The sequence below is a fragment of the Streptomyces sp. UF-297 genome (assembly GCF_058245575.1).
The window spans coordinates 139,780-153,074 of sequence record NZ_JBSIBZ010000004.1 but is presented as its reverse complement, the minus strand read 5'-3'; the positions used below and the strand labels follow the sequence as shown (position 1 = coordinate 153,074).

The 13,295-nt window shown below is 74.1% G+C and carries 11 protein-coding genes; 2 read left to right on the top strand and 9 right to left on the bottom strand.

The annotated features are described in order from the left end of the window. Nucleotides 1–51 precede the first annotated feature (51 nt). The 7 genes from AC4IJH_RS04540 to AC4IJH_RS04510 all read right to left on the bottom strand — a co-directional run bounded on the left by AC4IJH_RS04540 (nucleotide 52) and on the right by AC4IJH_RS04510 (nucleotide 9,244). Complete coding sequence (locus tag AC4IJH_RS04540) at nucleotides 52–621, bottom strand: hypothetical protein (RefSeq protein WP_490850175.1); 570 nt, start codon at nucleotides 619–621, stop codon at nucleotides 52–54. A 102-nt stretch (nucleotides 622–723) separates the two neighbouring features. Beyond that, a complete protein-coding gene (gene mdlC / locus AC4IJH_RS04535) occupies nucleotides 724–2,346 on the bottom strand; it encodes a benzoylformate decarboxylase (RefSeq protein WP_490850174.1) in 1,623 nt (540 codons plus the stop codon). A 75-nt stretch (nucleotides 2,347–2,421) separates the two neighbouring features. Next, nucleotides 2,422–3,807, bottom strand: a complete 1,386-nt coding sequence (locus AC4IJH_RS04530; protein WP_490850173.1) for an MFS transporter — start codon at nucleotides 3,805–3,807, stop codon at nucleotides 2,422–2,424. Between the two features lie 65 nt (nucleotides 3,808–3,872). Next, entirely contained in the window at nucleotides 3,873–4,997 is a 1,125-nt protein-coding gene (locus AC4IJH_RS04525) for an alpha/beta hydrolase (protein WP_490850172.1), read from the bottom strand. A gap of 177 nt (nucleotides 4,998–5,174) precedes the next feature. Next, the gene (locus AC4IJH_RS04520; RefSeq protein ID WP_490850213.1) at nucleotides 5,175–5,891 is read right to left on the bottom strand and encodes a LuxR C-terminal-related transcriptional regulator; all 717 of its coding nucleotides are present in this window, start codon (nucleotides 5,889–5,891) and stop codon (nucleotides 5,175–5,177) included. 86 nt (nucleotides 5,892–5,977) lie between these two features. Next, complete coding sequence (locus tag AC4IJH_RS04515; RefSeq protein WP_490850171.1) at nucleotides 5,978–7,273, bottom strand: PspC domain-containing protein; 1,296 nt, start codon at nucleotides 7,271–7,273, stop codon at nucleotides 5,978–5,980. Between the two features lie 138 nt (nucleotides 7,274–7,411). Then, the gene (locus AC4IJH_RS04510; RefSeq protein ID WP_490850170.1) at nucleotides 7,412–9,244 is read right to left on the bottom strand and encodes a serine/threonine-protein kinase; all 1,833 of its coding nucleotides are present in this window, start codon (nucleotides 9,242–9,244) and stop codon (nucleotides 7,412–7,414) included. 52 nt (nucleotides 9,245–9,296) lie between these two features. Here AC4IJH_RS04510 and AC4IJH_RS04505 point away from each other — a divergent pair, with 52 nt between their 5' ends. Together AC4IJH_RS04505 and AC4IJH_RS04500 are read left to right on the top strand one after the other, a co-directional pair. Next, nucleotides 9,297–10,766: a PspC domain-containing protein gene (locus tag AC4IJH_RS04505; RefSeq protein ID WP_490850169.1), complete on the top strand. Its 1,470-nt coding sequence runs from the start codon at nucleotides 9,297–9,299 to the stop codon at nucleotides 10,764–10,766. Beyond that, nucleotides 10,763–10,972 carry a hypothetical protein gene (locus tag AC4IJH_RS04500; RefSeq protein WP_490850168.1) on the top strand — a complete coding sequence of 70 codons (210 nt, stop codon included), beginning with the start codon at nucleotides 10,763–10,765 and terminating at the stop codon, nucleotides 10,970–10,972. Before AC4IJH_RS04505 ends, AC4IJH_RS04500 begins: the two co-directional genes overlap by 4 nt. 72 nt (nucleotides 10,973–11,044) lie before the next feature. On the opposite strand, the gene AC4IJH_RS04495 is transcribed toward AC4IJH_RS04500, so the two are convergent. Both AC4IJH_RS04495 and AC4IJH_RS04490 read right to left on the bottom strand, forming a co-directional pair. Next, nucleotides 11,045–11,587, bottom strand: coding sequence for a DoxX family membrane protein (locus tag AC4IJH_RS04495; RefSeq protein ID WP_490850167.1), 543 nt, complete (start codon nucleotides 11,585–11,587; stop codon nucleotides 11,045–11,047). 258 nt (nucleotides 11,588–11,845) lie between these two features. Then, entirely contained in the window at nucleotides 11,846–13,150 is a 1,305-nt protein-coding gene (locus tag AC4IJH_RS04490) for a hypothetical protein (protein ID WP_490850166.1), read from the bottom strand. Nucleotides 13,151–13,295: the final 145 nt, after the last annotated feature.

The window sequence follows — 13,295 nt, the reverse complement described above, 5'->3', positions numbered from 1 at the left end:
GCGGACCCGCCGCCCGGCCCCGGTCCCAGCCGCCCGGCCCCGGCTCGCGCCTCAGCTCACGGTCAGATCCCCGTCGGGAACGTCCTGGACCGTCACCACCGCGCGCGGGACGCCCAGCCCCTGGGCGACGGCCGCCGCGATGCCGTCGGGGTCGGGCTTCGTCGGGTACGGCACCTCCTCGCCCTCCCCGTAGCTCTCCACGGCCTTGGTCAGATAGCCGGGGTGCCAGGCGCCGACAGCCCCCTTGACCTCCACCGCGCGCACGTGCCGGGCGCCGACCCGCTCGCGCAGGGCGGGCAGGATCCGGTCGGAGCGGTACTCGCCGGGCACCTGGAACAGGCTGATGTGCGCGCCGACCAGGCCGCCGCCCTCCAGGCGCAGCGTCACCGTCAGGCAGCTGGTGACGCTCGGGTACAGCAGCGTGCCGCCCGGCCCCGCCTCGTCGACCTGGCCTTCGGTGATCCTGACCGGCTGGGCGGCGGTGACTCCTGCCGGTATCTGCCGCACCTCGGCGGCCTGCGCCACCGTCCCGGCAGCGAGCTGGAGGGCCAGCAGCCCGGCCAGGGGCAGAACGGCGCGGCGGGCGCAGGTGCGGGCGGTGGGGATACGTCGGGCGGGCAAGGCCCCTCCATCGGTTGCGGTGGGCGCGCGGGCGCGTCGGCGCTCCGGCGAGGACAGACCACCCTCGCACCCCGCGCCGCCGGCGCCGCCCCCGGGGGCCGTTCAGTACAGCGTCGAGGCGTCCGTGCCCACCGGGATCTCCAGGAGTGCGGGGCCCGCGCCGGCCGGGCGGGACAGCGCGCGCTCCAGCGCCCGGGGCAGCTCGGCCGCCTTGGCCACGCGGCTGGCCGGGCAGCCGAAGGAGGCCGCCAGCGCCGCGAAGTCCACGCCGCCGACCGCCGTACCGGGCACGTCCGGCAGGCCCATGCGGCGGCCCAGCGCCCGCACCGCCTCGTACCCGCCGTTGTCCAGCAGCACGAAGGTCACCGGGGCGCGGTAGCGGGCGGCGGACCACAGCGCCTGTACGGCATACAGCGCCGAGCCGTCGCCGATGACGCACACCACGTGCTCGCCGGGCCCGGCGGCCAGCGCGCGCCCCACGGCCAGCGGCAGGCCCCAGCCCAGCGAGCCGCTGCCGGTGGTCAGGAAGCCGTCGGGGCGGTCCACGGGCAGCCGGGCATGGAGCGCGTCGCGGTGGCTGGGCGCCTCCTCGACCAGCACGGCCCCGTCGGGGAAGCGCTCGCGCACGGCCTCCCGCAGCGCGTCCAGCACGTACTCCGGCGGCATGGGGTCCGCGGCGGCGACGGGCGCGGGACGGCGCCGCACCTCGGGGGCCGCGCGCCCCTCCCCCGCCGCGATCAGCCCGGTCAGGGTGCGCACCGCGCCGCGCAGGGTCGTCAGGATGCTCGTCCCGCACGGCAGCCACGCCGCCTGGCCGGGGTCGCAGTCCAGGTGGAACAGGCGCGTACCCGTCGCCAGAGGCGGCCCCTCGCTGTGCACGTGGTACGTGAACAGCGGGGCGCCCAGCGCGATGACCAGGTCGTACGGGGCGAGCCTGGCCGCCAGGCGGTCGGCCAGCGGCGGCAAAAAGCCCTGGAAGAGGGGGTGGCTCTCGGGAAAGCCGGAGCGCCCGGACAGCGGGCTGACGCACACGGCGGCGCGGGCGCGCTCGGCCAGCGCCACCACCTCGGCCGTGGCGTCCTCGTCGGCCACGCCGGGGCCGACGACCAGCAGCGGACGGGCGGCGGCGTCCAGGGCCGCGGCCAGCTCGGCGAGCGCGGCCGGGTCGGGCGCGAAGGCACCGTGGACGGTGCGGGGCGCGACGGGGTCCGCCGGCCGGTCCCAGTCGTCCTCGGGGACGGAGAGCAGCACCGGGCCGCGCGGGTGGGTCATCGCGACCCGGTACGCCTCGGCGAACGCGGCCGGCACGTCCTCGCCCCGCGCGGGCTGCCCGCTCCACTTCACATACGGGCGGGGGAACTGCTCGGGCTCGTCGGCCGCCAGATAGGGGCGGTGCGGCAGCAGCGCGCGGGACTGCTGGCCCGCGACGACCACGAGCGGGACCCGGTCGCGGTAGGCGGTGAAGACCGAGCCGAGGCCGTGCCCGACGCCGCCGGCGGAGTGCAGATTGACCAGTGCGGCGCCCTGGGTGCCGTACGCGTGGCCCGCCGCCATGGCCACCACCGTGGCCTCCTGGAGGCCCAGGATGTAGCGGAAGTCCTCGGGCCAGTCGCGCAGCATGCGCAGTTCGGTGGAGCCGGGGTTGCCGAAGACGGTGCGCAGGCCCACCCCGCGGCAGAAGTCGAGGACGGCCTCGCGGACCGTGGTGTGCGGTGCGGTGGTCATGGCTGCGCCTCCTGGTGCCGGGGGTTGCGGGGCGACGGGTCGTCGGAAGTGACGGCGGCGGGGCGTCGGGGGTCGTCAGGACTCGGCATCGGGAGCCTGCCAGTCCTGCCAGAACCGCACCAGGCACACCAGCGAGAGCGTGGCCACCGCGCCCAGGAACAGCGGCACGGCGCTCGCCCCGAACTCCCCCTGGACCAGCGGGATCAGCAGCGGAGCGAGCAGGATCGGCACTCCGCCCACCAGGTTGAACAGCCCCTCCGCCCGGCCCACGACCTCGGCGGGCAGATACTTCACGATGACCGTCGCGGTGACGGTGGTCATCGCCGAGCGCACGGTGAAGAACACCACCATGCAGCCCATGAAGGCCCACGGCGAGGGCAGCGCCATCCCGAACAGGCAGAGGGTCATCACCGCCGCCGAGGCCGCCAGCACCACCCGCGGCCGGGCGCGGGCCCGCGCCGCTATGAGCAGACTGCCGCCCAGCGCACCGCAGTTGGCCACCGCCTGGACCGTACTCACCCCGCTCGCGGCCAGCTGCCAGTGGTCCCGCAGGAACCACACCATGAAGGAGGCCACTCCGACGCCGCTGACGAAGTGCAGGGGTACGGCGGCGAGTTCGAGGCGCAGCACCCGCTTCTCGGCGCGTACGATCCGCCAGCCCTCGACGATGTCGGCACGCAGCCCGGGGCGTACGGCCGCCGCCTGCCCGTCCTTGGCGCCGCGCTCCATGGCACTGCGCTCCATGGCACTGCGCTCCTTGCCGCCGCGCTCCTTGGCGGGCGGGTGGACCCCCAGGAGCCACACGGCGATCGGCGCCAGGAAGGTCACGGCGTTGAACCACAGCAGCCCCAGATAGCCCACCAGCCCGATACCGACGGCCACCAGCAGCGGTCCGGCGACATTGGAGGTGACGAACAGGCTGCTCAGTACGGCGCGGGAGTGCGCGGCATTGCGCGGGAACATCCCCGGTACGCCCGCGATCCACCCGCTGCGGTACATCTCGCCGCCGATCTGGATCAGCGCGGCGCACACGAACAGCGGCACGGGCGAGGAGTATCCGGCGGTCAGGCTCACGTTCAGCGCCACCGCCGCGCCCAGCTGCACCAGCAGCCCCGGTACGACGAAGACCCGCGAACCCCACCGGTCGACCACCGCCCCCAGCCACGGGCTCAGCAGCAGCATGGCCGCCGCGAGCGCCGCCAGCAGCGACATCGTGGTCAGCGACCCGGTCAGCGCGTAAACGTACAGGGGCAGTCCGACCTTGTACGCCGCCTCGCCGAGGTTGTTGGCGAAGTTCCCCGCGGCGAACACCAGGAACCTGCGGTCCCGCCACGGCGGCACCGCCGCCTCCTGCCGCGCCGCTCCTCCAGGCACCGGCTCACCGGGCACCGGCTCACCGGGCACCGGCTCTCCCGGCACCGGCTCTCCCGGCACCGGCTCACCGGGCGCCGTACGCGCCATCGCCACCGCCCCCTCAGCGGCCGGAGTCTGCCACGGCGGCCCGGCCCGGCGTCAGGGGACGAACGCTAGGACGTCAACTGCCCGCCCAGCCACCGGAATACCTCCGGCACCTGGCCCTTCCAGACGGCCGTGCCGTGGCCGCCGGCGCCCGGCGGGATCAGCTTGACCGTCACCGACGTGGGGTTCTTGGCGAGCTGCTTGAGGCCGATGCCGGCCTGGTAGCCGTCGCCGGAGGCGCCCGAGACGTACAGGGCGGTGCGCGGCGGCTTGCCCTCCTGGTTGGCCTTCTTGAGGATGTTCAGCGGGTTGGACTCCACCCGCAGCTTGGGGTCCTTGCCCGCCAGCGAGGCCGGCTCCAGGGACGGGTCGTTGAAGCCGGACATCGCCACCGCCGCGCGGTAGCGGTCCGGGTGCTGCAGCGCGAGCTTGGAGGCGCAGTGCGCGCCCGCGGAGTAGCCCGCCAGCGCCCAGCTGTCCGCCCTGTCCTCGGCGCGGAAGTTGTCGATCACCATCTGCCGTACGTCGACGGTCAGCCAGCTGTCGGCGTTGACCTTGCCGGGGATGTTGACGCAGCCGGTGTCGGCGTTGCCCAGCAGGGTGGTGCGCGGCGCGACGAGGATGAACGGCTTGATCTTGCCCTGGGCCATCAGCGGCCGCAGCTGCTCTCCGGCCTTGAGCGAGCCCAGCCAGGACTTCGCCGAGCCGGGGTAGCCGGGCAGCAGCTCCACGACGGGGAACTTCTTGTCCTTGTACGCCGGGTCGTCGTACTGCGGCGGCAGCCACACGTACACCTCGCCCTCCACGCCCGAGACCTGGCCCTTGAGCTGCGTCTCCTTGACGCCCGCGCCCACCACCGGGTCCTTGGCCGGCTCGAACTTCTGGAGCTGCCTGGGGCGGCTGTTCAGCTTCATCCCGCCCAGGCCGTCCGGGCCCAGGTCCTTGGCGAGGCCCGCGTGGTCGGAGGTGCCGAGCAGGTCGTCCCAGTTGTCGTAGAGGCTGTTGGCGTTGTTGACGATCACGAAGACCAGGGTGACGGCGGTGACCTGCGCGAACAGCAGCATGACGAAGCGGGCGAGGTGCCGCAGCAGCTTGGGGCCGCCGATGCGGCCCCACAGGGCCAGCGGCAGCACGATCGCGACGAGCACCAGCGCTATGCAGGTGAGGAAGAAGGGCGTACCCGTCAGACTCATCGGGATCTCGCTTCCAGGACGTGGGCGTGTTTCTCGGGCCCTGCGTCGATGCGAGCCTCTCCGGTCCTGATAGATGGCGATCCCACGGGCTGTGGTTGCCCGCCGAAAGTCCTTCTTTACCCGTGCCCGGGGCGCTCACCGCCCCGGACCAGGCACGTTCTCACAACGTGTGCGACCTCACACCAGGCGGCGGGCCGTCGCCCAGCGGGTCAGCTCGTGGCGGTTGGAGAGCTGGAGCTTCCTGAGGACGGCCGAGACATGCGACTCGACGGTCTTCACGGAGATGAAGAGCTGCTTGGCGATCTCCTTGTACGCATAGCCGCGGGCGATCAGGCGCAGCACCTCGCGCTCGCGCTGGGTGAGGCGGTCCATGTCCTCGTCCACGGGCGGGGCGTCGGTGGAGGCGAAGGCGTCCAGGACGAAGCCGGCCAGCCGCGGGGAGAAGACCGCGTCGCCGTCGGAGACCCGGAAGATCGCGTCGACCAGGTCCGTACCGGTGATCGTCTTGGTGACGTAGCCGCGGGCGCCGCCGCGGATCACGCCGATGACGTCCTCGGCTGCGTCCGATACGGACAGCGCCAGGAAGCGCACGGGGCGCTCGGCGTCGGCCATCATGGCGGCCGAGCGGCGCAGCACCTCCACCCCGCCACCGCCGGGGAGGTGGACGTCCAGCAGGACGACCTCGGGGCGGGTGGCGCTGATGACCGTGATCGCCTGGTCCACGTCGGCGGCCTCGCCGACGACCTCGACGCCCGTGCGCTCGGTCTGCCCGATCTCGGCCTGCACGCCCGTACGGAACATCCGGTGGTCGTCGACCAGCACGACCCGGACCGTGCGGCCCGGCCCCTCGGCCCCGGCCCCACCCTGCCCAGCTGCTGCGGCGTCGTTGCTCATCTCGTCCGTCCGTCCCTCGTTGTCGCGTTGTCCTGCGTCGCGCTGTCCCGCGCTGTCGTGCCGCGCCCCGGCGCCCTGCCGGGGCGTCATGCGGCGCGCTCCATCTCCAGCTCCACTTCCGTGCCCCCGTCCGGCGCGGAGCGCAGCCGGGCCGTGCCGCCGTTGCGCTGCATGCGTCCGATGATGGACTCCCGTACGCCCATGCGGTCCTCCGGGACGGAATCCAGGTCGAACCCGGGGCCCCGGTCCCGTACGGAGACGAAGACCGTACGCCCCTCCACCTCGGCGAAGACCTGCACCGCACCGCCCTCGCCACCGTACTTGGCGGCATTGACCATCGCTTCGCGCGCGGCCTGCATCTGCGCGGTGAGCTTCTCGTCCAGGGGGCAGTCGCCGACGACCACGACCTCGATGGGGACGCCGTGCTTGTCCTCGACCTCGGCGGCGTTGCGCCGCACCGCGTCGGCCAGGGTCTGCGGCTGCTCGTCCTCCTCCTTGCCGCGGCCCTCGGGCTTGTAGAGCCAGGCGCGCAGCTCGCGCTCCTGGGCCCTGGCCAGCCTGGCCACCTCGCGGGGGTCCTCGGCGTTGCGCTGGATGAGGGTGAGGGTGTGCAGCACGGAGTCGTGGACGTGGGCGGCGACCTCGGCGCGCTCCTGGGCGCGGATGCGCATCAGCCGTTCCTCGGAGAGGTCCTGCGTCATACGCACGAGATAGGGGCCCGCGAGCAGCGCGATGCCGACCAGGACGGCCAGCGCGGCCTGCAGCACCGAGCCCAGCTGCCGGATCGAGCCCTGCATCACGACGATGCCGGTGACGCCGACGCCGACCAGCACCACTCCGGCGGCGCCGCGCAGCACCGGCAGCAGGCCCTTGCGGCGGCCTATCTCCACCCACTGGGCGCGCCGGGCGTTGTCGGCCTGCCGCCACACCAGGGCGACGCCCGCGCCGATCAGCAGCACCGGCCACAGGTAGGCGTTGACCCGGCCCAGCTGGAAGTTGGAGGCGACGATGGCGGCGCCGATGAGCAGCGCGATCAGCGCGAAGATCTGGCCCTTGTCGGGCTTGCGGGCCAGCAGGCGGCGTCTGCCGTCCCTGCCGATCTCCACCGCGGCACCCCGGGAGGCGTCCACGCCGCCGACGCCGAGGGGCACGATGAACCAGAAGACGGCGTACAGCAGCGCGCCCATGCCCTGGGCCATGAACAGGGCGACGAAGACGATCCGCACCCAGGAGACGGGCAGCCCCAGATGACCGGCCAGGCCCCGCGCGACACCGCCGAGCATCCGCCCGTCGGCGCTGCGGTACAGCTTGCGCGCGGCCGGTTCGTCGGTGTCGGGTACCGGGGCGAAACTGCCCTCGGCGCGGGACGGTGCGGTGGTCATGCCCCGATCGTCACACGGCGGGATGCGCCCGGGCATCAGGGTCCTCCCTGACCCGCCCCCGACGTCGGACCGCGGCGTGCCCGTACGGCATGTCTCCCGTACTCCCCCCACGTCCTGCGAAAGCCGTCCTTGCTCCCCCTACGTCCTGCGGAAGCCGTCCTTGACCTGTGTGAAGACCTGCTCGTAGCGGTTCCAGTCCGCAACCGGGGCGGAGAGGTAGATCGCGTACTCCCGGCCGCCCACGCGGCCGAAGGCCAGATCGATGGCGCGGTACTCGCGCGTACGGCCCTGGAAGTCGCACTGCCAGATCGCGGCGGGGTCGCCCTGGAAGGTGGTCTTCTGCAGCCGCGTGCGCTTGTAGACCGGGTACATCTTCTTGAAGTCGGCCTCGACCGCCTCAAGGTGCTCCACCTGGTCGGAGGCCGCGAAGTCCAGGGCGTTGACCCGCAGTTCGACGAGGCTGGGGGCGTGGCTGAAGACGATCTGCCTGCCGCCGTCGGCGACCTTGCGGGTCCAGCCGCTGGGCACCGGGAACTGCGCGTCCAGGGTGGTCTCGTGCACCATGCGGAAGCCCGGCGGCACGGTCGGCGGGGGCAGCGAGGGCGACGTGGAGGGCTTGGGCTGTTTTCCGTCCTGCTTGCCGTCCGGCTTCCCCTCCTTCTGGCCTTCCTTGTGCCCGGAGGACTGCGGGGCGGCCTCGCTCCCGTCGGAGCCGAAGTTGACCGCGGCCAGCACGCCGCCGGCGAGGACGGCGGCGGCCACCACAGCGGCGGCGGACCACAGCACCGGCCGGCCGCGTCCCTTACGGGCCGGGGGCGCGCCGGGCGCCGGGGAGGCCGCGGTGGGGCCTGTGGCGGAGGCCGTGGGCTGCATGGCGGGGGCGGTGGGCCCCGTGGCGGAGGGCTCGGGGTGCTGGACGGCGCGCGCCGCGGTGACGCCCGTGCCGGCCTCGGGCCGCGGGCCTGCGGGGTAGCTGCCCATCAGCGTGGTGTCCGCCTCCGAGGCGGGGGCGCGCAGCGCCTGTTCCACCGCCTCCGCGCTCGGCCGGTCGGCGGGCTCCTTGGCGAGCAGCGCCTCGACGAGCGGGGCCAGCGAGCCCGCGTTGCGCGGCGGCTCCAGCGGGTCCATGGCGATCGCGTACGCCGTCTCGACCGCGGTGTGCTTGCGGAACGGGGGCCGCCCCTCCAGCGCCTGATAGAGCGTGGCGCCCAGCGCCCACAGGTCGGAGGCGGGACCGGGGGTGCCGCCCTTGACCCGCTCGGGCGCCAAGTAGTCGATGGAGCCGACCAGTTCGCCGGTCTTGGTCAGGGTGGAGGTGCCGGAGGCCACCGCGATGCCGAAGTCGGTCAGCACCACCCGGCCGTCCTCGCCGAGCAGCACGTTGCCGGGCTTGACGTCGCGGTGCAGCACCCCGGCCGAGTGCGCCGCGCGCAGCGCCGCGACCATGCCGCGCCCGATGCGGGCCGCCTCCGCGGGCGGTACGGGCGTGCCCGAGGCGGAGGCCTCCTTGATGACGTCGCCCAGCGTCGCGGAGGGCACGTACTCCATGACGATGCAGGGCAGCCCGCCGTCGTCCACGACGTCGTGCACACCGACCACATTGGGGTGGTTGATACGCGCCGCGGCCTGCGCCTCGCGCCGGGTGCGCTCGTAGCGGGTGGCGAGTTCGGCGGCGTCCAGCTCGGGCGAGACGTGCAGCCGTTTGACGGCGACCTGGCGGCCCAGGAGTTCGTCGTGGGAGCGCCATACGGTGCCCATGCCGCCCCGGCCTATTCGCTCGACGAGACGGTAGCGCCCGGCGACCAGCCGCCCCTCGTCCACCGCCTTCTCCGCCTCCGCCACCGCGCGCCCCTTCGGCTCCCCGTACGTGCGTACGTGCGTACGTGTCCAGGGCGCAACGATAGTCGCCAGGGGTGGCGCGCCCACCGCGCGGGCGGGCATCGCGGCGCCCAGGGCTATCTCAGGGAACAACTCAGGGATGCCACGGATGCCGGGCGGGCCCGGCCCTTGTCACCATGGGCGCATGAACGCAGCTTCCCGCACCGAGGAGACGCCCCCGGCCGACGGCACCCCCGACGGCCCTCCGGCGCCGCAGCCGCCCCTGCGCCGCAGCCGGCGCAACAAGGTGCTCTCCGGTGTGTGCGGGGGCCTGGGCCGCCACTGGGACCTGGACCCGGTCATCTTCCGGGTCGTGCTGGCCGTGCTGGCGGTGGCCGGCGGCGTCGGACTGATCGCGTACGGCTTCGCCTGGCTGCTCATCCCGGTGGAGGGCGAGGAGGAGAACGAGGGCCGCAGGCTGCTGTCGGGCCGGGTCGAGGGGCCCGCGCTGACGGCCGTGCTGTGTGCGCTGGTCGGCTGCGGACTGTTCCTGTCCATGCTGGCCAACGGCGGCGTGATGACCTTCACGATCATGCTGTCGCTGGCGGTGGCCGGCTCGGCGTACTGGTCGCGTCAGCGCCGCAAGGCCGAGGCGCAGGGCGCGGGTTCGGTGGACCCGGCCACCGCGCAGGCCGTCGCCGACGCCCCGCCGGAGACGAAGGCGCCGCCCGCGCGCAACAGCCCTTCGTGGTGGCGGGACCCGCTGTCCAAGGAGGCGAAGGAGGCGGCCGCCGCGGGCTATCTGTGGGGGCCCGCGGACGCCCCGCCGGAGGTCACCTACGAGCCGCGGCCCGGCCACGGCTATCGCTACGACGCGGCCGAGGCCGCCCGTAGTGGGCAGCGGCCCGCCGCGCGGCCACTGCGCAGGCCCCGGCGTGCGGGCCGCCCCATCGGCGGCTGGGTCTTCCTGCTGGCGCTGTCGGTGGGCGCCGCCGCCACCGCCGCGACCTGGCCCGACCACCCGCTGGGCGCGAGCCTGCAGGCGGGCCTGGCCGGTGCGCTGATCGTCTTCGGTCTCGGCCTGGTGCTGAGCGCCTGGGTCGGCAGGACCGGCGGCGGCACGATCTTCATGGTGGTGCTCACGGCCGCGCTGCTGGCCTGCGTCACGGTGATCCCCAAGAACGTCTCCACCCATGTCGGCGACCGCCACTGGGCGCCCATCAGCGCCGACCAGGTCCGCCCGGGCTACGAACTGGGCGTGGGCCGCGGCAGGTTGGACCTGAGCGGGCTGGACTTCAAGGAAGGACAGACCGTGCGCACGAAGGTGGAGGTCGGCGCGGGCCAGCTCCAGGTCACCGTCCCCGACGGCGTCACGACCCGGCTGAGCGTCAGCGTGGGCCTGGGCGACATCCGGCTCCCGTACGAGACCGTGGACGACGTGGAGATCACCACGGATCAGCACGAGACGGTCACCGTGCCCGCCAAGGGCCTCAAGGCGGGCGAGAAGCCGCACGGCACCCTGGAGCTGCGGCTGGAGGTCGGCGCGGGCCAGGCCGAGATCGTGTACGCGAACCGGCCCGGCGCGACGCCCACCGGGGCTCCCTCCGCCACACCCCCCTCCCCCGCCCCGGCACCCTCCGTACCCGCCACCAGCCCCCGAGGAGAGGCCCGATGAAAGCGCGCCACTTCGAGCCCTACCGCCTCATCGCGGGCCTGACGGCCCTGGCCGTCGGCGGCATGTACGGCCTGGACGCCCTCGGCGAGGCCGACGTCCCCGGCGCCTGGCCGCTGCTGGCCGTCCCGATCGGCCTGTGTCTGGCGGGCATCACCGCCGCCGCCTGGAGCTCGGTCAGGGGGCACCGCCCGCCACCTGGGAAATGACGGCGGGGCAGCAGGCCGGGGCGCCGCCCCGGCCCCATCCCCGGCCCGGGCCCGGCCTCCCCCGCCCCGGCCTCACCCGAAGAGCTGCCGCCCCTGCCGCCCGCGCCGGTTGGCCAGCATCGCGTCCAGGGACAGCAGCGGCGCCCCCGCCAGCACCAGCGGCAGCCACGCCATCAGATACGCCAGGTCGTTGCCGTAGTAATAGGGCTGGGTCGACCAGCTGACGGTGAGCCACAGGCTCAGCGAGATCAGCGCGCCGCCCAGGGCCGCCAGCCGCGCCAGCAGTCCCAGCAGCGTGCCGATGCCGACCGCCACTTCCCCGAAGCCGATCGCGTACCCGAAGCCCTCGGGGCTCTTCAGCGCGAGGTCCACCAGCTCCGGAACGGCCGCCGTGCCGCGCACCGCGCGCATCAGCGCGCCGACCGAGCCCTCGCCGTCGCTCGCCATGAAGGCGGAGTCGGTCAGCTTGTCCAGGCCCGCGTAGATGAAGGTGACTCCGAGAAAGACCCGCAGCGGCAGCAGCGCGTACCGCGCCATCGTCTGCCGCAGCCCACCACCGCCTGCCCCGGGTCCCGCCCCGCCGCCGGGCCCGACCGTACGATCCGTGTGCACCATGCCGTCCGCCTCTCCGCTGCCGCTGGAACCCCGGAGCCCTGATGCGGACGATTCTGCCCCCGCCCGGGCATACGAAGAGAGATACGTACGACGCTGCGCGCGGCGTTCACCCCGGACGCGCCCCGGGCCCCGCGGCGGCCCCGCCCCAGCCCCGGCCCGAAGCCCGGCTCAGGCAACCAGCCCGAACCCCGGCTCGGACCCGGCCATGCCCCGCCTCATGCCTGGCCGCGCCCCGCCTCAGGCCTCAAGCCTGAGGCCTCAGTCCCGCGCCTCGCTCCAGTCCTGCACATCGATGGCATAGCAGTTGGTCTCCACACCCGCCGCCGTGACGACCCTGACCTCCACCCGCCCCGGCTCCACGTCCACCGGCACCGGCACGGTCAGCACCCCGTCCGTCGGGTTGGCGAACCCCCCGGCGACCGGCACCAGCGGTACGTGCACATGCACCGCCCCGATCCGTACGACCGTGCGCGCGAGCCGGTCCGGGGTCTGGGCGCCCGGCGGTACGAAGCCGGTGCCGCGGATCTCGATGTCGTCGCCGGTGCGGATCGGCGCGGCGAGGTCCCCCAGCTCCCTGGCCCGTACGACCGAGAGCACCATGGGCCGGCCGCCCTCGGCGTTCTTGCCCGCCAGGTACGTCGCCGTGCCGATGGCGACCAGCAGCGCCAGTCCCCAGGGCAGGTCGGGCAGCTGGTAGGGCTGCCGGGCCAGCCGTACCAGCGCGAGGACCACGGTCACGGCGTTGACCAGGACGTACTGGGTGTCGGCGAAGCTGGCGCGCCCGGCGTCGTCGGTCAACAGGTCGGCGGCGCGCGGCCGTTCGGCGCGCACCTTCTGCAGCCGCCGGGCCTGGATCCGTACGACGACCACGCCGCGGACCACGACCGCCACCGCGAACACCATGGCAAGGACGGTCAACAGCCCGGCGCAGTGCGCCAGTTCGAGGCCTTCAAGGATGCGGGCGCGCTCGGCGGCGCCGGGGGCCAGCGCGAGCCGTACGGCGAGCAGCAGCACCGCGAAGACCACCGGCACCACCCACACCGCCGCCACCGCGCGCGAGGTGGACAGCCGGTTGTCCTCGCCGACCAGGGGCGCCAGCAGCCCGCCGCGGGTGCGGTGCAGCCAGGCCGCCACGGTCAGCACCAGGGCCAGCGCCACGGCCGCGACCAGCGCGGAGGTCCTGTTCACCGTCCAGCCCGAGCCGATCGCGGTCAGCGCCTGGGTGAGCAGCAGCGCCAGCACGCAGCCCCACAGGGCGAACAGGGTGCGCCGCCACACGGCATCCAGCCACGCGGCGCCCTCGGCGGCGCTGCGCTCGGCGACCGTACGGGCGGACTGGGCCAGCTCGTCGGAGACCCACTGGCGCGAGGCGCCGGCCGAGTGGGCGAGCCCGGCCGGCACCCCGCGCCCGGCCGCGAACCCCTCGCGCAGCGCGACGAACGCGGCGACCGCCTGCCGGTGCCCTTCACGGGCGCCCTGCGGACAGCTCCCGCACGCACACGTGCCCGAGTTCTCCCTCACCCCGACCGCCCCACCTGCCCCGCCCGCCGTATCCACCGACACCTTTGCTACCGCCCCGCCGCACGTCGTCGCCAACTTCTCTGTGACGAGAGGGAATTGTGCCGTATGGGGCGGGTGAAGTTCTCTGCGGAGCCGCCCCGCAGCGGTGATAGCCGCCCCAGCGGGTTGACGTACCAGCATTTGAGCA